Annotated in this window: 17 protein-coding genes; 6 read left to right on the top strand and 11 right to left on the bottom strand. The window is 72.5% G+C overall.

The window, feature by feature from the left end:
* Positions 1–43: 43 nt before the first annotated feature.
* Complete coding sequence (locus tag G407_RS0114955; protein ID WP_245259096.1) at positions 44–358, top strand: SemiSWEET family sugar transporter; 315 nt, start codon at positions 44–46, stop codon at positions 356–358.
* Entirely contained in the window at positions 358–1,458 is a 1,101-nt protein-coding gene (locus G407_RS27940) for a DNA topoisomerase IB (protein ID WP_043539917.1), read from the top strand. Before G407_RS0114955 ends, G407_RS27940 begins: the two co-directional genes overlap by 1 nt.
* Before the next feature lie 2 nt (positions 1,459–1,460).
* Here the strand turns inward: G407_RS27940 and G407_RS27935 are convergent, their stop codons facing one another.
* Genes G407_RS27935 through G407_RS27925 form a run of 3 tightly spaced genes read right to left on the bottom strand, consistent with a single transcriptional unit; the run spans position 1,461 to position 4,508 of the window.
* Positions 1,461–2,381 (bottom strand): Brp/Blh family beta-carotene 15,15'-dioxygenase, encoded by a 921-nt coding sequence (locus G407_RS27935; RefSeq protein ID WP_052341417.1) that lies wholly within the window; start codon positions 2,379–2,381, stop codon positions 1,461–1,463.
* Positions 2,378–3,604, bottom strand: coding sequence for a lycopene cyclase family protein (locus tag G407_RS30580; RefSeq protein WP_052341416.1), 1,227 nt, complete (start codon positions 3,602–3,604; stop codon positions 2,378–2,380). The genes G407_RS27935 and G407_RS30580 overlap by 4 nt, the downstream gene beginning before the upstream one ends.
* Before the next feature lie 10 nt (positions 3,605–3,614).
* Positions 3,615–4,508: a bacteriorhodopsin gene (locus tag G407_RS27925; protein ID WP_052341415.1), complete on the bottom strand. Its 894-nt coding sequence runs from the start codon at positions 4,506–4,508 to the stop codon at positions 3,615–3,617.
* A gap of 239 nt (positions 4,509–4,747) precedes the next feature.
* Between G407_RS27925 and G407_RS0114930 the strand changes: the two genes are divergently transcribed.
* Both G407_RS0114930 and G407_RS27920 read left to right on the top strand, forming a co-directional pair.
* Complete coding sequence (locus G407_RS0114930) at positions 4,748–5,491, top strand: pyridoxine 5'-phosphate synthase (RefSeq protein ID WP_043539887.1); 744 nt, start codon at positions 4,748–4,750, stop codon at positions 5,489–5,491.
* Between the two features lie 211 nt (positions 5,492–5,702).
* On the top strand, positions 5,703–6,383 hold the full coding sequence (locus G407_RS27920; RefSeq protein WP_052341414.1) for a LabA-like NYN domain-containing protein: 681 nt from the start codon (positions 5,703–5,705) through the stop codon (positions 6,381–6,383).
* 48 nt (positions 6,384–6,431) lie between these two features.
* Here the strand turns inward: G407_RS27920 and smpB are convergent, their stop codons facing one another.
* Positions 6,432–6,902, bottom strand: a complete 471-nt coding sequence (gene smpB, locus G407_RS0114920; protein ID WP_029031456.1) for an SsrA-binding protein SmpB — start codon at positions 6,900–6,902, stop codon at positions 6,432–6,434.
* A 7-nt stretch (positions 6,903–6,909) separates the two neighbouring features.
* Positions 6,910–7,812, bottom strand: coding sequence for a 4-hydroxy-tetrahydrodipicolinate synthase (gene dapA, locus G407_RS0114915; RefSeq protein ID WP_029031455.1), 903 nt, complete (start codon positions 7,810–7,812; stop codon positions 6,910–6,912).
* Between the two features lie 264 nt (positions 7,813–8,076).
* On the opposite strand from dapA, the gene G407_RS27915 reads away from it, so the two are divergent.
* Complete coding sequence (locus tag G407_RS27915) at positions 8,077–10,029, top strand: lytic transglycosylase domain-containing protein (RefSeq protein ID WP_156917597.1); 1,953 nt, start codon at positions 8,077–8,079, stop codon at positions 10,027–10,029.
* Positions 10,030–10,050: 21 nt separating this feature from the next.
* On the opposite strand, the gene lepA is transcribed toward G407_RS27915, so the two are convergent.
* The 5 genes from lepA to G407_RS0114885 all read right to left on the bottom strand — a co-directional run bounded on the left by lepA (position 10,051) and on the right by G407_RS0114885 (position 16,413).
* Positions 10,051–11,856: a translation elongation factor 4 gene (lepA, locus tag G407_RS0114905; protein WP_029031454.1), complete on the bottom strand. Its 1,806-nt coding sequence runs from the start codon at positions 11,854–11,856 to the stop codon at positions 10,051–10,053.
* Between the two features lie 277 nt (positions 11,857–12,133).
* Positions 12,134–13,885 carry a cisplatin damage response ATP-dependent DNA ligase gene (locus G407_RS0114900; protein ID WP_029031453.1) on the bottom strand — a complete coding sequence of 584 codons (1,752 nt, stop codon included), beginning with the start codon at positions 13,883–13,885 and terminating at the stop codon, positions 12,134–12,136.
* Positions 13,882–14,940 (bottom strand): ligase-associated DNA damage response exonuclease, encoded by a 1,059-nt coding sequence (locus G407_RS0114895; protein WP_043539886.1) that lies wholly within the window; start codon positions 14,938–14,940, stop codon positions 13,882–13,884. Before G407_RS0114895 ends, G407_RS0114900 begins: the two co-directional genes overlap by 4 nt.
* Before the next feature lie 45 nt (positions 14,941–14,985).
* Positions 14,986–15,933, bottom strand: coding sequence for a 4-hydroxybenzoate octaprenyltransferase (gene ubiA / locus G407_RS0114890; protein WP_029031451.1), 948 nt, complete (start codon positions 15,931–15,933; stop codon positions 14,986–14,988).
* 6 nt (positions 15,934–15,939) lie between these two features.
* Positions 15,940–16,413 carry a hypothetical protein gene (locus G407_RS0114885; protein WP_052341412.1) on the bottom strand — a complete coding sequence of 158 codons (474 nt, stop codon included), beginning with the start codon at positions 16,411–16,413 and terminating at the stop codon, positions 15,940–15,942.
* A 204-nt stretch (positions 16,414–16,617) separates the two neighbouring features.
* Between G407_RS0114885 and G407_RS0114880 the strand changes: the two genes are divergently transcribed.
* Entirely contained in the window at positions 16,618–17,358 is a 741-nt protein-coding gene (locus tag G407_RS0114880) for a 16S rRNA (uracil(1498)-N(3))-methyltransferase (RefSeq protein WP_029031449.1), read from the top strand.
* A gap of 21 nt (positions 17,359–17,379) precedes the next feature.
* Here G407_RS0114880 and map read toward each other — a convergent pair whose 3' ends face one another.
* Entirely contained in the window at positions 17,380–18,162 is a 783-nt protein-coding gene (gene map / locus G407_RS0114875) for a type I methionyl aminopeptidase (protein ID WP_029031448.1), read from the bottom strand.
* Positions 18,163–18,210: the final 48 nt, after the last annotated feature.

Genomic DNA, 18,210 nt, shown 5'->3' with positions numbered 1-18,210 from the left:
GCCGCCGTTCTCTCGGCTCCCGGAACCGAGCGAGGCGGCAGGCGTGCTGGCGTTCATCGAAGGAAACCTCCCCGTCGTCGTCGGCACGGTGGCCGGCCTCTGCTCGACGGTGAGCTTCGTCCCCCAGGTCTGGAAGTCCTGGCGCGAGGGCGACACCGAGGCGATCTCCAAGCGCATGTACGTGGTGACGGTCTCGGCCTTCTCCCTGTGGATCGTCTACGGGCTGATGATCTGGAGCCTGCCGATCATCGTCTTCAACGCGCTGAGCCTCGTCCTGTCGGGCTCGGTCCTCGTGATGAAACTGCGCAACCTGCGCCGCCGGCGCCGCGCCGACGCGCGCGTGGCCGGGACGCCGTGATGGGCGCGGCGGCGGAGGAAGCGGTCTCGGAGAGCGGGGTCGTCGACCCGGTCGACGCCGCCCGGAGCGCTGGCCTCACCTACGTCACCGACGAGGAGCCGGGCATCCGGCGGCGCAGGTCCGGGCGGGGCTTCACCTACGTCGATCCGAAGGGGCGCACGATCAAGGACCCCGACGAGATCCGCCGGCTGAAGTCCCTGGCCGTGCCGCCCGCCTATACCGACGTGTGGATCTCGCCGGACCCGAACGGGCACATCCAGGCGACGGGGCGGGACGCGCGCGGGCGCAAGCAGTACCGCTATCATCCGCGCTTCCGCGAGGTGCGCGACTCGACCAAGTTCGAGCACGTCGTCGCCTTCGCCGAGGCGCTGCCGGCGATCCGTGCGCGGGTCGACGCCGACATGCGCCAGCGCAAGCTCACGCGCGAGAAGATCCTCGCCACGATCGTCCACCTGCTCGAGACGACGCTGATCCGCATCGGCAATTCCGACTACGCGCGCACCAACAACACGCAAGGCCTCACCACGCTCGGCGCCGACCACGTCTCCGTGGAGGGCGACAGCCTGCGCTTCGTCTTCACCGCCAAGGGCGGCAAGGAGCGCCGCCTGAAGGTGCGCGACCGGCGCGTGGCGCGCACCGTCCGGATGCTCGAGGACCTGCCGGGGCAGCGCCTGTTCCAGTGGGTCGACGACGACGGCAACCGCCACGCGGTCGAGAGCGCGGACGTGAACGCCTACCTGCGCGAGATCACCGGGCGCGAGATCACGGCGAAGGACTTCCGCACCTGGGGCGGGACGGTGCTCGCGGCGACGGCGCTCAGGGAGTTCGAGGCCTTCGACACCAAGGCCGCCGCGAAGAAGAACCTCAAGGCGGCGATCGAGCAGGTCTCGTCCCGGCTCGGCAACACGCCGACCATCTGCCGCAAGTGCTACGTCCACCCGCAGGTGCTCGACGCCTATCTCGAGGGGACGCTCGTCGAGGCGGTCGGCCGCGAGGCGGGTCGCGCGCTGGCGCAGGAGCTCGACGGGCTCGAGCCCGAGGAGGCGGCGGTGCTCGGCATGCTGCGCGCACGGCTCGCGAGCGAGGCGCGCGCGGCCTGATCTCAGCCGTCGCCGGGCGTCGCCGCGCGCGGCACCGGCGCGAAGCCCCAGCCGCGGGCGCGCGCCGGCTCGACGAGCGCCATGTGCGGCACGGTGAGCGCGGCGAGCCCGACGAAGAGCACCTGCATCGCCCGCGCGTCGAGCGCGACGTCGGCGAGCAGGAACCAGGCGGCGCCCGCGAGCGCCAGCGTGCCGAGCATCGGCAGCGCCGCGATGGCGACGAGCGCCGCGGGCGCCGTCGTCTCCGCTGCCCGCGCCGTGCGCAGGACGTGGCGGGCGGAATGCATCAGGCAGAAATAGACCGCGAAGGCGACGAGCGGCGGCGCGAGGATCGCCACGACGCCCGTCGCGGCGAGCTCGAGCGCCGTGCGACCCCGGTCGCGGTGTGTCTCCCAGACGACGCTGCCGACGAGGAGGAAGACGACGGGCCAGGCGAGGCTCGCGAGCGCGCCGGCCACGAGGGCGCCCGGCTCGGGGCCGACGAGCAGGCCGAAGAGCCGCGCAACCGCGACCTCGTGGAGCAGCGACGGCAGGACGAGCGGGGCGGCGCCCATCGCGAGCCGGCTCGCGACGGCGACGCGGCCCTCCAGGTCGCCGGAGAAGTGGAGCGCCGAGGCGATCAGGAAGCCGCCGAGGAAGAGCACCGGTGCGAGCGCCCAGATCGCCACGACGAGCGCTGCCGCCGCCCAGTAGGCCAGCCCGAACAGAGCCCAGCGCCGGACGCCGGTGAGCCCCAGGAGCCGGCGGGCCCAGAGCGTGTCGAAGGCGCCGTGCGGGACGCCGAGCACCAGCACGAGCGCGCCAACGACGAGGATCTCCGTCGTCGGCGCGAGCGCGGGCAGCGCCGTCGCGCCGAAGCCGACGGCGAGCGCCACGGCGCCGTAGACGACCCCCTGTGCGCGGATGACGTCCTCGGCACTCATCGCGCGGGTTCCCCGATCCGTCCGCGGGCGGCGGCGCCCGCACGGGCGGGCGCGCGGTCGGGGGTCGCCAGCGTGCGCAGGAAGGGCGCCGGCGGCAGCGACGCCGCCATCGCCGCCGCATCGAGGAGGCTCGGCTCGTCCGAGAGGAAGCGCACGAGGCGCGCCGGCGGCGTGCGGCGAAACAGCGAGGCGAAGAGGTCGGGGCCACGCGCCGGGTCGGCGGCGAGCACGCGCACGAACAGGCGATCCATGAAGGCGAGGAGCCGGCCGTCCGGCGCCGCGGCAACCGGGCCGCGGCCGGCGAGGAGCGACGCCGAGCAGGCGTCCGCCCAGGCCTGGATGCGGCGGAAGGCGTAGCCGCTCGACGGGCGCGCGCCGCCCGCCATCAGGCCCGCGCGCACGAGGCCGGCTCCTGTCGGCCCGGGGAGCGGAGGGCCGAGGAGGCCCATCGGCAGGACGCCGTGCTCCTCGCGCAGCACGGCACCGCCGCGCCCGCCCGTCGCCTCGGCGATCGCGTCCGCGAGATCCGCCGCGAGCGCCGGCGGCGGCAGCGGGTCGGCGGCGAAGACCGTCGCCTCGACGAGCGCGCGGTCGGGCGCGAGGGGGAGGACGTAGGCGAAGGCGATCCGGTCGCCGCGGGGCGGGAGGAAGCGCATCAGCTCGACCGTGCCGGGATCGAACGAGGCGCGGTCGCAGGCGATCTCGCGCCCGTGGAAGCTCTGCCACAGCCGTGCCGCGCCCGGCGCCGGCCGGCGATCCGGGCGGGTGTCGACTACCGCGCCCGCGGTGACCGGGCCGGCGCTCGTCTCGACGCGCCAGAGGCCGTCCGGCAGTCGCGTCACGGCCGCGACCCGCGTCCCGGTGGCGAGCTCGACCCGCGGCGCGGCGGAGATCGCCGCGCGCGCCGCGTCGTGGAAGTCTCCGCCGCGGATCATCTGGTAGGGCGTCGACGGCGTCTCGGCCACGCCGCCGCGCCCCTCCCGCGTCGCGACGCGCACCCGCGACCAGGACCGCGCCACGATCCCCTCGTGCCGGTGGCGGCGCGTGCGCCAGAAGCACCAGGTGCGATCGTCGCCGAAGCGCGTGCCGGTGCCGCTGCCGCCGTCGCGCGCCTCGACGACGAGCGTGCGCGGGGCGGCGGGGCCGGCCTCGGCGAGGCGCTCCGCCAGGCTCGCGCCTGCGCAGCCGCCACCGAGGATCACGAGATCGCGATCGGGACGCATCGTCCGCTCCCTACTCGGCCGGCGCGGGCCGGTCCGAACCTCCGGCGCGCTGCGGGCGCTCCACGCGGTCCGGGTAGATCTCGCCGGCGACCGCGAGCGAGGGACCGTAGCCCTCCTCGATGGAGCGGTGCCGCGCGGCGCGCGAGAGCATGATGCCGAAGACGAGCTTCGAGGTGATGTCCGCCGTCGTGAACAGGACCTGGCGCACCACGACCGCCTCGTCCGACACCCACACCGCCGGCACGAGGTACGCGAGCGGATAGAGCGTCCAGGCGCACAGGAGGAGGATCCAGATGCGGCCGAACTCCGTCGACACCTGGTCCGACAGCCGCTCCGGCGGCCGGTGCGTGACCGTGTACACGAGCCAGAGGATGTAGACATAGAACACCGTCGAGACGCCGCCCCAGATCCAGAAGGGCGCGACCGCCTGCGTGTCCGAGAAGCCGGCGACGGCGGGCTCGTAGTACTGGCCGACGTAGCCGGTCCAGATCATCAGGAGACCGGCGAGCGTGAACTTGCCCCAGTTGCTCCAGAAGGCCCGCCCCGAGAAGCCGAGCACGACGAGGAGCTGGGTGAGCAGCATCGGCACGTCGATCGACCAATTGGCGTAGCGGTAGCCGTTGGAGAAGATCATCCCCTCGACGCGAGTCCAGGTCTGCGTCGCGGCCTGAAACTCGAAGCTGCGGTTCCACAGGAGCCAGAGCTGGAAGATCTCCAGCGCCGCCGACACCATGACGACCGCGGAGATGACGTTCGAAAGGCGGTAGCGCGGCGCCACGTTCTCGATCGTCAGCGCGAAATAGACGAGCCCGGCCAGGAAGGCCGCGACCGTCAGGGCGAAGATGTGGCGAATGACGTCGAACTGCCAGTAGCCGTATTCCAGGTAGTTCTCGAAATTGGGCATGTAACCTCCCGCCCGCTCGATCCCTCACAGGCGGGCGGCACCGGCGGCCGCCGGGAGCGACCGGAGCCGCGCCGCTCCGCTTCGATCGAGCCGCCAACGGCCGGGGAGGCGGATCCGTTCGATCGCGGGCCCTCTCCGTGCACGGATCGTCGTGCGACCCGCCGTCGCGCCGCTCGACATCCGCGCCGGGAGCGGTATGGTCCGCGCTCTTCGTGTCGTGGGTATCCTGGAGCTCGCCGATGGCCCGGCTCAGCGTCAACCTGAACAAGATCGCCCTCCTGCGGAACTCGCGGAAGACGGGCGTGCCCGATCCCGTGGCCTTCGTGCCGCTCGCCGCGCGCGCCGGCGCGCAGGGGATCACGCTGCATCCGCGGCCCGACGAGCGCCACGTGCGGCGCGCGGACGTCGACGCAATCGCCGCGGCGATGGCGGACCTGCGTCCCGCCTTCGAGCTCAACCTCGAGGGCTACCCGGACGCGCGCTTCCTCGAGATCGTGCGCGCGGTGCGGCCCGAGCAGGTGACCTTCGTGCCGGATGCGCCCGACGTCTTCACCTCCGACAAGGGCTTCGACCTCGACGCGGCCCAGCAGGCGCTCGTCTCCGACGCGCTCGCGGCCCTCGCCGGCGTCGAGACGCGCATCGTGCTGTTCGTCGACCCGGACCCGGCGGTGGTGCCGCGCGTCGCCGAGATCGGCGCGCACGGCATCGAGATCTACACGGGCTCCTACGCCGAGGCCTGGAAGGCGGGACGCCACGCACCGCTCCTCGACGCGGCCGCCAAGGCGGGGCTCGCGGCGCGCGAGCACGGGCTCGTGGTCAATGCGGGGCACGACCTGAACCTCGACAACATCCCGCCCCTCGTCGCCGCCATCCCGCACCTCGCGGAAGCCTCGATCGGCCACGAGCTGACCGCCGACGCGCTCGCGATGGGCTTCGAGAGCGCGGTGGCCGCCTACGCCGCGGCTCTGCGCGGCGAGAGCTGACGAGGCGCGCGCGGGCGGCGGGACCCGTCGGGCCGCCAAACTGCGCGCCTTGACACCGAAGGGCGCCGCGCGTCTAGTCGGCGCGGTATGTCTCCACGTCCGCGGCGACGAGACTGCCGTTGCGGAAGTTTCTAGGCCGCGGGACCTGCCGATTTCATCCGACGACGAATTCGTCCCGGGTCGCTCGATTGTCATTGGAGAGATTTCAGCCATGAGAGAGCAAGAACGTATTGCCGTGTTCATCGATGGCGCGAATCTCTACGCCACGACGAAGACGCTCGGCTTCGATATCGACTACAAGCGGCTCCTGAAGGAATTCCAGTCGCGCGGTTACCTGCTCCGGGCGTTCTATTATACGGCGCTCGTCGAGGATCAGGAGTATTCCTCCATCCGCCCGCTGATCGACTGGCTCGACTACAACGGCTATCGCGTCGTGACCAAGCCGACGAAGGAGTTCGTCGACTCGACCGGGCGGCGCAAGGTCAAGGGCAACATGGACATCGAGCTGTGCATCGACGCGCTCGAGCTGGCCGACAAGGTCGACCACATCGTGCTCTTCTCCGGCGACGGCGATTTCCGTTCGCTCGTCGAAGCGCTGCAGCGCAAGGGCGTGCGGGTGTCCGTGGTCTCGACCATCTCGACCCAGCCGCCGATGGTCGCCGACGAGCTGCGCCGCCAGGCGGACGAGTTCATCGATCTCGCCCATCTCCTGCCGAAGATCGGCCGCGACCCCGCCGACCGTCCGGCCAGGGACTATTCCGACCGCCCTGCACGCTTCCAGGGCACGCCCGGCAACACCGGCCTCGAGCGCCGCTACGGGATCCGCCAGGGCCAGGGTCCCATCGGCGGCGCCACCGGGCGCGTCGACGAGGACGAGGAATACGAGGACTGAGGTCGTGCCCGGGGCGCGCGGCCACCGTTCGCCTCGGGCACGATCGGGTCAGGAGCCCTTCAGGATGCGGGCCTTCTCGCGATCCCAGTCGCGCTTCTTCTCGGTCTCGCGCTTGTCGTGCAGCTTCTTGCCGCGGCCGAGACCGAGCTCGACCTTCGCGCGACCGCGCTCGTTGAAGTAGATCCGCAGCGGGATGACCGTGTAGCCCTCCCGCTGGGTGGCGCCGAGCAGCTTGTCGATCTCGCGGCGGTGGAGGAGCAGCTTGCGCGGCCGGCGCGGCTCGTGGTTGAAGCGGTTCGCCTGCAGGTACTCGGGAATGTAGGCGTTGTAGAGCATCAGCTCCTCGCCCGAGGGGCCGGCATAGCTCTCCCCGATCGTCGCCTTGCCGGAGCGCAGCGACTTCACCTCCGTGCCGGTCAGCACGATGCCGGCCTCGTAGGTGTCCGAGATCGAATAGTTGAACCGCGCCTTGCGATTGTCCGCCACGACGCGGTGGGAATGGGCGTTGTTCTGCGCCATCTGGCTCTCAGGTATTGATCAGCCCGGCCGCACGCATGGCATCGCGCACCGCCTCCCGCGCCGCGGGCGACGCGGGCACGAGCGGCAGGCGGACCTCGTCGGACATGCGGCCGAGCACGGACAGGGCGAACTTCGCCGGGGTCGGGTTGGTTTCGACGAACAGCGCCTGATGCAGCGGGAAGAGGCGATCGTGCAGCTTCAGCGCGGTCGCGGCATCGCCCGCGAGGCTCGCCTGCTGGAAGTCGGCGCACAGTCGCGGCGCGACGTTCGCCGTCACCGAGATGCAGCCGTGGCCACCATGGGCGTTGAATCCCAGCGCCGTCGAATCTTCGCCAGAAAGCTGTACGAAATCGGGACCGAGCACGGCGCGTTGGTGGCTCACCCGCACCATGCTGGCGGTCGCGTCCTTGACGCCGGCGATGTTGGGAAGCTCGTAGAGACGTGCCATGGTCTCCACCGACATGTCGATGACGGACCGGCCGGGGATGTTGTAGATCAGGATCGGGATCCCGACGGCGGCGTCGATCGCCTTGAAATGCTGATAGAGGCCCTCTTGCGTCGGCTTGTTGTAATACGGCGTCACCACGAGCAGCGCGTCCGCGCCGGCGCGCTCGGCATGGCGCGCGAAATCGATCGCCTCGGTGGTGGAGTTCGAGCCCGCGCCGGCGATGACGGGCACGCGGCCCTTCGCCTGTGCGACGGTGATCTCGACGACGCGCTTGTGCTCGTCGTGGGACAGGGTCGGGCTCTCGCCGGTGGTGCCGACGGGGACGAGGCCGGAGGAGCCGTTCTCGATCTGCCACTCGACGTGGGCGCGCAGCGCCTCCTCGTCGACGGCGCCGTCCGCGAAGGGCGTGACCATGGCGGGGATCGAGCCGCGAATGCGAGAGAGGACGGCATGGGCGGGCATGGAGACGCTCCGGACGATGCGGGGAGGTCCGCGCGGCGCGGGGCGCCGAGCGGGGGCACACACATAGCGCGCGGACGTCGCCCGCGCAAACGCGGCCTTCTCGCGGCGACGGCGCTCGCCGCGGCCCTCCTCGGTGGCTCGCTCGGCGTCCCCGCGGCGCTGGCCGCGACGCCGCTTCCCCCGCCGCGTCCCGACCGGGCGGAAGCGCGAGATCCTGCGGCTGCGCTCGCGCCGGTAACGACGCCCGGCGACGCCGAGGCGGTCGTGCGCGCGGTCTCGGAGATCGACCCGCGGCGCGTCGCGCTCGGCGAGATGCTCAACGCCTATGCCGAGGGACGCATCCTGCTCGGCGATACGCTGGCCGCCGCCTGGGAGACGCTCGTCGCGGGCGATCCGGCCGCGCGGGTCGCCGGCGAGTGGCTCGCGATCCGCGCCGGCGCGGTGCGCGACTTCACCCGCCTCTCGGCCTTCCTGAGCGACAATCCCGGCTGGCCGGAGACGGGCGTCGCCCGCCGGCGGGCCGAGGAGGCCCTCTTCGCCGCCCCGGCACGCCCGGAGGTGACGATCGCCTTCTTCGCGGGCGACCGGCCGCGCACGGCGGAGGGTGCGGTCGCGCTGGCCCGCGCCTTCCACGCCGACGGCGCCGAGGCCGACGCGCGCGCGCTCGCCCGGGAAACCTGGCGCGACATGCGGCTCGGCACCGCAGAGGAGACGGCGCTCGAGACGGAGTTCGGGGCGGCGCTGACGCTCGCCGACCACCGCGTGCGCTTCGAGCGCTACCTCTTCCGCGAGGACTGGACCGGTGCGCGGCGCATGCTGACGCGCTTTCCCGAGGAAGCTCGCGCGGACCTCGAGCTCCTGATCGACATCCGCCGCGCGGTCGTCGCCCGCGCCCGCGACGCGGAGGCGCAGCTCGACGCGCTTCCCGCGCGGCTGCAGGCCGAGCCGTCGGTCGTCTACGCGCGGCTCAAGCACCTGCGCTACCAGGAGCGCTACGACGAGGCCGCGCGTCTCCTCGCCGGGGCGCCGCGCGAGCTCGGGCTGATCCTGGACGGGGACGCCTGGTGGAACGAGCGGCGCATCGTCGCGCGCTCGACGCTGGAGGCCGGCGACAGCGCCCGCGCCTACGCCATCGCCGCCAACCACGCGGCGGAATCGCCCGCGGAGATCATCGAGGCGGAGTGGACCGCGGGCTGGATCGCGCTGCGGTTCCTCGACGCGCCGCAGGTCGCGGCGGGCCACTTCGCCCGCGCCGCCGAGGAGGCGACGCTGCCGATCTCGATCTCACGCATCGCCTACTGGCGCGGCCGCGCCGCGGCGGCGATGGGGGAGGCGGAGGCGGCGCGGGAGCATTATCGGGCCGCCGGCGAGCATCCGATCTCGTACTACGGCCAGCTCGCGCTGGAGGAGCTCGGCGAGACCCGGCTGCCGCTGCGCCGGCCCGAGGGCCTCGACCTCGCCGCCGCCCGCGAGCGGCTGTCGGAGGTGACTGCGGCGCGCGCCATCGCGCACCTGCACGAGGCCGGCTTCTCGGAGCGCACGATCCCGCTCTACTGGGGCCTCGGCGACACGCTCGACGATCCCGCGCTCGTCGCGGCGCTCGGCGAGGCGGCGGCGGAGCGCGGGGACGCCCGCGGGCTCCTGGCACTCGGGCGCGCCGCGGTGAGCCGCGGGCTGCCGCTCGACGTCTACGCCTACCCGACGCTGGGCATCCCGCCCTTCGAGCCGGCGACCGACGCCGTCGACCCGGCGCTCGTCTACGCCATCGCCCGCCAGGAGAGCGCCTTCCATCCGCAGGCGGTCTCGCACGCCGGCGCGCGGGGGCTGATGCAGCTCATGCCGGCGACGGCGCGCGCCACGGCGCGGCGCTTCGGCCTCTCCTACGCGGCCGACAGGCTGCTCTCGGATCCTTCCTACAACGCGACGCTGGGCTCGGCGCATCTCGCCGAGCTGATCGAGCGCTGGGGCGGGTCCTACATCCTGGTGTTCGCAGCCTACAACGCCGGCGGCGGCGCGGTGACGCGCTGGATCGAGCGCTTCGGCGACCCGCGCGGCGGCGGCGTCGACCCGATCGACTGGGTGGAGATGATCTCGTTTCCCGAGACGCGCAACTACGTCCAGCGTGTGATGGAGAACTACCAGGTCTACCGGCGCCTGCTGCACGAGGACCGGCCGCTCTCCATCCGCGCCGACCTCGCCCGCGGCGAGCCGGGGTGACCCCGGCTCGGCCGTCCGTCGTCAGCTGTCCATCTTCAGGGCGGCGATGAACGCCTCCTGGGGGATCTCGACGCGGCCGAACTGGCGCATCTTCTTCTTGCCCTCCTTCTGCTTGTCGAGGAGCTTGCGCTTGCGCGAGACGTCGCCGCCGTAGCACTTGGCGGTGACGTCCTTCCTCAACGCGCGGATGGTCTCGCGGGCGATGATCTTGCCGCCGATCGCGGCCTGGATCGGGATCTGGAAGAGGTGCTGCGGGATCAGGTCCTTGAGCTTCTCGCACATCACCCGCCCGCGGGCCTCGGCCCGGCTGCGGTGGACCAGCATGGAGAGCGCGTCCACCGGCTCCGCGTTGACCAGGATCGACATGCGCACGAGGTCGCCCTCGCGATAGTCGGTGATCTGGTAGTCGAACGAGGCGTAGCCGCGGGAGATCGACTTCAGCCGGTCGTAGAAGTCGAACACGACCTCGTTGAGCGGCAGGTCGTAGACGACCATGGCGCGCTTGCCGACGTAGTTGAGGTCGATCTGCACGCCGCGGCGGTCCTGGCAGAGCTTGAGCACCGCGCCGAGATGCTCGTCCGGCGTGAGGATGGTGGCGCGGATCCAGGGCTCCTCGATCGACTCGATCTTCATGACGTCCGGCATGTCGGCCGGGTTGTGCAGCTCGATGGTCTCGCCGTCGCGCAGGTTGAGCTTGTAGACCACCGACGGCGCGGTCGAGATCAGGTCGAGGTTGAACTCGCGCTCGAGCCGCTCCTGGATGATCTCGAGGTGGAGGAGCCCGAGGAAGCCGCAGCGGAAGCCGAAGCCGAGCGCCGCCGAGCTCTCCATCTCGTAGGAGAAGCTCGCGTCGTTGAGGCGAAGCCGCCCCATCGCGGCGCGCAGGTCCTCGAAGTCGGCGGCGTCGACGGGGAAGAGGCCGCAGAACACCACCGGCTGCGCCGGCTTGAAGCCCGGCAGCATCTCGCTCGTCGGGCGCTTCGATTCGGTGATCGTGTCGCCGACGCGGGTGTCCGCCACCTCCTTGATGGCGGCGGTGATGAAGCCGACCTCGCCCGGCCCGAGCGCCTCGAGCGGCTGCATCTTCGGCCGGAAGACGCCGACGCGGTCGACCTCGTACTCGGCGTCGGTGCCCATCATCTTGATGGTCATGCCCTTGCGCAGCACGCCGTCCATGATGCGCACGAGCACGATGACGCCGAGATAGGGGTCGTACCAGCTGTCGACGAGCATCGCCTTGAGCGGCGCCTCCCGGTCGCCCTTCGGCGGCGGCAGGCGCTGGACGATGGCCTCGAGCACCTGGTCGACGTTGAGCCCGGTCTTGGCCGAGATCTGCACGGCGTCGGAGGCGTCCAGCCCGATCACGTCCTCGATCTGCTCCTTGACCCGCTCGGGCTCGGCGGCGGGCAGGTCGACCTTGTTGAGGACGGGCACGATCTCGTGGTCGGCGTCGAGCGCCTGGTAGACGTTCGCGAGCGTCTGCGCCTCCACGCCCTGCGAGGCGTCGACGACGAGGAGCGAGCCTTCGCAGGCCTTGAGCGAGCGCGAGACCTCGTAGGCGAAGTCGACGTGCCCGGGCGTGTCCATCAGGTTGAGGATGTACGTCTTGCCGTCCTTGGCCTGGTACTCCAGCCGGACCGTCTGCGCCTTGATCGTGATGCCGCGCTCGCGCTCGATGTCCATCGAGTCGAGCATCTGCTCCTGCATGTCGCGTTCGGCGACGGTTCCGGTCAGCTGGATCAGGCGATCCGCGAGCGTCGACTTGCCGTGGTCGATGTGTGCGACGATGGAGAAGTTGCGGATGGTGTCGAGGGTCTCGCGGGTCATGGGTATCCGGGCCGGGCACGCCGTCGCGCGCCGATGAGCTAGCGTGCCCCGGAGATAGCAGCGACCACCGGGTTCGCCAAGGGGAGCCGGGGACGCAGCAGACGATGCTTCTCCTCCCCCATCGGGGGAGGTGGATCGGCGCGAAGCCGACGAGACGGAGGGGGTGCGCCGAAGGCGCTCTTCGGCGAAGCCGAAACCACCAACATCGGCACCACGGGACCCCGCCCCTGGCTCGCTCCGCGAGCCGTCTCCGCCCCGAGGGGGCGGGAGCGGGCGCTCACCCGCCCGTCGGGTGCTGCTCCGTCTCGCCCTTCGCCAGGATCGCCTCGAGCGTCTCCAGCCGGTCGGCCTCCGCGGTGGGCTTGTCCCAGCGGATGCGCGAGACGCGGGGGAAGCGCATCGCCACGCCGGACTTGTGGCGCGTCGAGCGCTGGAGGCCCTCGAAGGCGATCTCCAGCACGAGGCCTGTCTCGGCCGTGTGCGTCACCTCGCGCACCGGGCCGAAGCGGTTCGTGGTGTTGTTGCGCACGAAGCGGTCGAGCTGGGCCAGCTCGGCGTCGGTGAAGCCGAAATAGGCCTTGCCGACGGGCACCAGCTCCGCCCCGCCGCCGGCGGCGTCGCGCCAGACGCCGAACGTGTAGTCCGAGTAGAAGGACGAGCGCTTCCCGTGCCCGCGCTGGGCGTACATCATCACGGCATCGACGGTGTAGGGCTCGCGCTTCCACTTGAACCACAGGCCCTTGGGGCGGCCGGGTACGTAGGGGCTGTCGAGACGCTTGACCATGACGCCCTCGACGGCGTCCGCATCCGCGCCGGCGCCGTGGGCGGCGGGGTCCGCGCGCGCCGCGGTCAGCGCGTCCCAGCTCGCGAAGGGCACGAGGGGCGAGAGGTCGAGGCGCTCCGGCGCCCGGCGCGCGACGAAGGCCTCGAGCCGCGCGCGCCGCTCGGCGAAGGGCAGGGCGCGCAGGTCCTCCGCGCCTTCCGCCAGGAGGTCGTAGGCGCGAAGGTGCGCCGGGTACTTCGTCATCAGGGCGTTCGAGACGCTCTTGCGGTTGAGCCGCTGCTGGAGGACGTTGAAGCTCTGCACGCGACCCTCGATCAGCACCAGCAGCTCCCCGTCGATCGCCGCCTCCATGCCGGCGAGCGCCGCGACGAGATCCGGGAAGGCGCCCGACACGTCCTCGCCGGTGCGCGAGTAGAGCCGCGTCGTGCCGGCGAACGATGCCGCCTGGACGCGGATGCCGTCCCACTTCCATTCCGCGGCGAAGCCGTCCGCGTCGAGCGTCTCGAGGTCCTCGAGCTCGAGGGGATGGGCCAGCATCGGCGGGCGGAAGGGCGCGGGATCGCGCGAGACCGGCCGCGGCCCGCGCCCCTCGACCCAGGCGAAGAGGTCGATGTAGGGCGGCGCGAGCCCGTGCCAGACCTCCTCGATCGCGTCCGGCTCCATCTCGCCCAGCGACGCGAGCGCCGTCTTGGCGAGGCGGGCGGAGACGCCGATGCGCAGCGATCCGGTGATGAGCTTGAGCAGCGCCCAGCGCCCGGTCTCGCCGAGCGCGTCGAGCAGGCCGGCGAGGCGGGCGGGAAGGTCGGACTTCGAGGTCGTGGCGAGCGTCTCCACCACCTCGGAGAGGGAGGGGGGCGGCGGGCGGTTGTGGCCCGGCACGGGATGTGCCGCCGACCGTGCCGACCTGCGCGATGCGCTCCCCTCTCCACGAGGGAGAGGGGAGTTCCGTCGGGATTCCGGCGGCGCATCCGCGGGCGCCGGCCAGAGCAGCGCCGTCGTCTCGGCGAGGTCGCCGACGTAGGAATAGGACATCTCGAACAGGACCGGGTCGCAGCGCTCCTGGATCAGCGCGCGGATCAGGTTCGGCTTCGCCTCGCGGAAGGACAGCTCGCCGGTGAGCGCAGCCAGCGCGAAGCCGCGCTCCGGGTCCGGCGTCGCGCGGAGATAATCCGCGATGAGGCGGATCTTGGCGTTGCGGCGGCTTTCGTAGACGAGCCGGTCGAGGAGGGCGGCGAAGGCGTTCACGGGGAGGCCTCGCTCTCCACCGCGGCGGCGGGGGCGGCGAGGTCGCCGCTATCCTCCCCCTCGTCGCCGTAGCCCAGCATGTGCAGCGGGCGCGCGGAAATCCCCTGCGTCCCGCACCAATGCACCAGCGCGTCCTCCTGCCCGTGGGTGACCCAGACCTCCCCGGCACCGGTCTCGAGGATCGAGGCCTTCAGCTCGTCCCAGTCGCAATGGTCCGAGATCACCATCGGCAGCTCGACGCCCTTCTGCCGGGCGCGGGCGCGCACCCGCATCCAGCCCGAGGCGAAGGCGGCCACGGGGTCGGGGAACTTGCGGGCCCAGACCTCCTGGATGGCGGAGGGCGGGCAGAGGACGACCTCGCCGGCGAGCGTCGCCCGGTCGGCGGCGGCGACCTTCACCACCTCGCCCAGCGGCACGCCCAGATCCTCGTAGAGCCCGCAGAGCTTCTCCATCGCGCCGTGGATGTAGATCGGCCGGTCCCAGCCGGCCTCGCGGAGCAGCGCCATCACCCGCTGCGCCTTGCCGAGCGCGTAGGCGCCGACGAGATGCGCGCGCTCCGGGAAGAGGGCGAGCGAGGCGACGAGCTTGTCCACCTCCGCCCGCGCGTCCGGGTGGCGGAAGACCGGCAGGCCGAAGGTCGCCTCGGTGATGAAGACGTCGCAGGAAACGATCTCGCAGGGCAGGCAGGTCGGGTCGTAGCCGCGCTTGTAGTCCCCCGAGACGACGAGCCGCGTGCCGCCGGCCTCGATCACGATCTGCGCCGAGCCGAGCACGTGGCCCGCCGGCACGAAGCGCACGGCGACGTCCCCCTGCCGGATCGTCTGCCCGAGCGCCGCCACCTGCGTCGCCCCGGCGAAATCCTCGCCATAGCGCACCGCCATGATCGCGAGCGTCTCGGCGGTGGCGAGTACGGCGCCGTGGCCGGCGCGGGCGTGGTCGGAATGGCCGTGGGTGACGAGCGCGCGCGGTACCGGCCGCACGGGGTCGACGTGGAAGCCGCCCAGCGGGCAGTAGAGGCCCTGGGGCGTGAGGGTGAGGATGTCCGTCGCGCGCATGCCGGGGGATATGGGGCGCCGGCGCGGGATCGGCAGCCCCGCGGCTCAGACGAGCGCGGCGAGCACCAGCCCCACGAAGAGGATCAGCCCCGCGTCGCGGTTGGCGCGAAACAGCATCAGCGAGCGGCGTCCGTCGGAGGGGTCCAGCGTCGCGACCTGCCAGGCGAGGTGGGCCGCAAAGGCGGCGAGGCCCGCCCAGGCGAAGGGGCCGGCGCCGACGAGGGCGAGCGCGCCGGCCATCAGCGCGATCGAGGCCGCGTAGCACACGCCGATCGCGAGCCGCACCCGCGCGCCGAAGAGGCGGGCGGAGGACTTGATGCCCGCGATCTCGTCGTCCTCGATGTCCTGGAGCGCGTAGATCGTATCGTAGCCGACGACCCAGGCGATCGCGGCCGCGTAGAGCAGGACCGGCGCCGCCGCGAGCGAGCCGAAGGCCGCCGCCCAGCCCATCAGCGCGCCCCAGGAGAAGGCGAGGCCGAGCACGATCTGGGGCAGCCAGATCACCCGCTTCATGAAGGGGTAGGTCAGCACGATCGCCACCGAGGCGAAGCCCGTGGCGACCGCGAACCAGTTGAACTGGAGCAGCACGGCGAGGCCGACCGCGCACTGGGCGAGCACGAAGGCGGAGGCGCCCGTCAGGCTCACCCGGCCCGACGGCAGCGGCCGGTCGCGGGTGCGGGCGACGCGGGCGTCGAGATCGCGGTCGACGATGTCGTTCCAGGTCGAGCCCGCGCCGCGCATCGCCACGGCGCCGATCAGGAACAGGGCGAGGTGCCAGGGATCGGGGTACGGCGCCCCGGCGGCGAGCGCCGCGAGGGCTGCGGACCACCAGCAGGGCAGGAGCAGCAGCCACCAGCCGATCGGCCGCTCGATCCGGGCGAGGCGCAGGTAGGGCCGCGCCGAGACCGGCGCGATCCGGTCCGCCCAATGACCGGTGACCGCGTCCGGCAGCGACCGGTCCGCACCGCCGCGGAAGAGCCCCCCTCTACGCACGGCGGATCACAGCGCGCCCTGCGGGATCGGGAAGCGGCCGGTGAGGCCCGGTCCGCCGAACTGGTTCGACTCGGCCGCCTCGCGGGCCTGGCGCTCGGCGTTGTTGAGCTGCGCTGCGACGCGGCAGGCGTCGGTGCGCATGCCGCCGACGCGCTCGTGGTCCTGGCGGACGTTCTGGGCGAAGTCGTTGGGGATCTGGCACCAGGCCTGGTTCTGGTCGATGAAGTCGACGAGCTTCTGGCCGTTCTCCTCGAGCGCGCGCAGCGCCGAGCAGGCGGGGCGCGGATCGACGTTCTCCTCGCCGAGCGCCTCGAGGCGCTGGACGATGGAGCGGCGCTCCTCGAGCAGCGGCCCGACGCTCCCGCAGACGTCGGCCTGCGCGTGCGCCGCGGTCGGCACCAATGCCGGCGCCGCCGCGCCGAGCGCGAGCGCGAGCGCGACGGCGAGCGTCGCGATGGAGATCCGGGTCCTCGTCGCCATGGTCCTCGCCAGGAGCCGTCCGCCCCTGCCCCTCGCGCGCGGGAGAGCGCGCTCGCTTGCATCAACGCATCGTCCGCGAGATACCAGATCCCGTACCGGCACGCCAGCGGGCGTGCCGTCGCGGACGCCCGGCTTCCACACCACGCCAATGTGGCGAGATTGCCGTTCGCGTTCCATGTTCCCATCCCTTGCCGGAGCCGGACCTTGGCCGCCTACGATTTCGCCGCCGCGCGCCTCCATCTCGACGCGCCCCTCGCGCTCGGCGCGCGGCTCGCGCTCGACCGGGCGCAGGCGAACTATCTCCTCAACGTGCTGCGGCTGGGCGCGGGCGCGGACGTGCTCGTGTTCAACGGCCGCGACGGCGAATGGCGCGCCCAGGTCCAGCCGGAGGGCCGCAAGAGCGCCACGCTGCTGGCGCTGGCGCAGACCCGGCCGCAGACGCCCCCGCCGGACCTCGCTTGGCTGTTCGCCCCGCTCAAGCACGCGCGGCTCGACTACATGGCGCAGAAGGCGGTGGAGATGGGCGCGGGCTCGCTGCGGCCCGTGCTCACGCGCCGCACGCAGGCGGGCCGCGTCAACCTCGAGCGCATGCGCGCCAACGTGATCGAGGCGGCCGAGCAATGCGGCGTCCTCTCGCTGCCGCCCGTCCACGAGGAGGCGAAGCTCGACGCGGCGCTCGCGGCGCTCGAGCCCGAGCGGGTGCTCGTGTTCTGCGACGAGGACGCGCCCATCGCCGACCCGCTCGCCGCGCTCGCCGCCGCGCCGGACGGGCCGCTCGCCGTGCTGATCGGGCCCGAGGGAGGCTTCGATCCCGCCGAGCGCGAGACGCTTCTGGCGCGCGAGCGCGTCGTGCGATTGTCGCTCGGCCCCCGCATCCTCAGGGCCGACACGGCCGCCGTCGCGGCGCTGGCCCTCGTCCAGGCGGCGCGGGGGGACTGGCGCTGACGCGCTGCGGGCGTCGCCGGCTCACCCGGGCAGCGTGAAGATCTCCACGCCGTCCTCGGTCACGCCGACCGAGTGCTCGAACTGAGCCGACAGCGACCGGTCGCGGGTGACGGTGGTCCAGCCGTCGGCGAGCGTCTTCACCTCGGCGCGGCCGGCGTTGAGCATCGGCTCGACGGTGAAGAACATGCCGGGCTCGAGCCGCACGCCCCGGCCGGGCAGGCCGTAGCTGAGCACCTCGGGCGGGGCGTGGAAGGCGCGGCCGAGCCCGTGGCCGCAGAACTCGCGCACGACCGTGTAGCCCTTCGCCTTCGCCACCGCCTCGATCGCGGCGCCGACGTCACCGAGCGTCGCGCCGGGGCGTACCCGGGCGATTCCGGCCATCATCGCCTCGTGTGCGGCCGCGACGAGGCGGCGCGCCTTCACCGAGGGCTCGCCGACGCTGAACATGCGGCTCGTGTCGCCGTGCCAGCCGTCGAGGATCGGCGTCACGTCGATGTTGAGGATGTCGCCCTCGGCGAGGATCTTGCCGTCGTCGGGCACGCCGTGGGTGACGACGTGGTTCACCGAGATGCAGGTCGCGTGGGCGTAGCCGTGGAAGCCGAGCGTCGCCGGCACCGCGCCATGGTCGCGCATGAAGCCCTCGCAGAGCCGGTCGAGCGCGCCGGTGGAGACGCCCGGGCGGACGTGGGCCGTGATGAAGTCGAGCGTCGCCGCTGCGAGCCGCCCGGCCCGCCGCATCGCCTCGAACTCCTCCGGCCCGTGCAGGGGGATGCCCCGCGGGCGCTTCTCGCGTACCTCGTCCATGTCCTCTCCTTCGGATCGCGGCGACCATATCACGCGCGCCGCGTTTGT

Source organism: Salinarimonas rosea DSM 21201, from assembly GCF_000429045.1.
Classification (GTDB): domain Bacteria; phylum Pseudomonadota; class Alphaproteobacteria; order Rhizobiales; family Beijerinckiaceae; genus Salinarimonas; species Salinarimonas rosea.
This window is presented reverse-complemented; position numbering and strand designations above follow the sequence as displayed.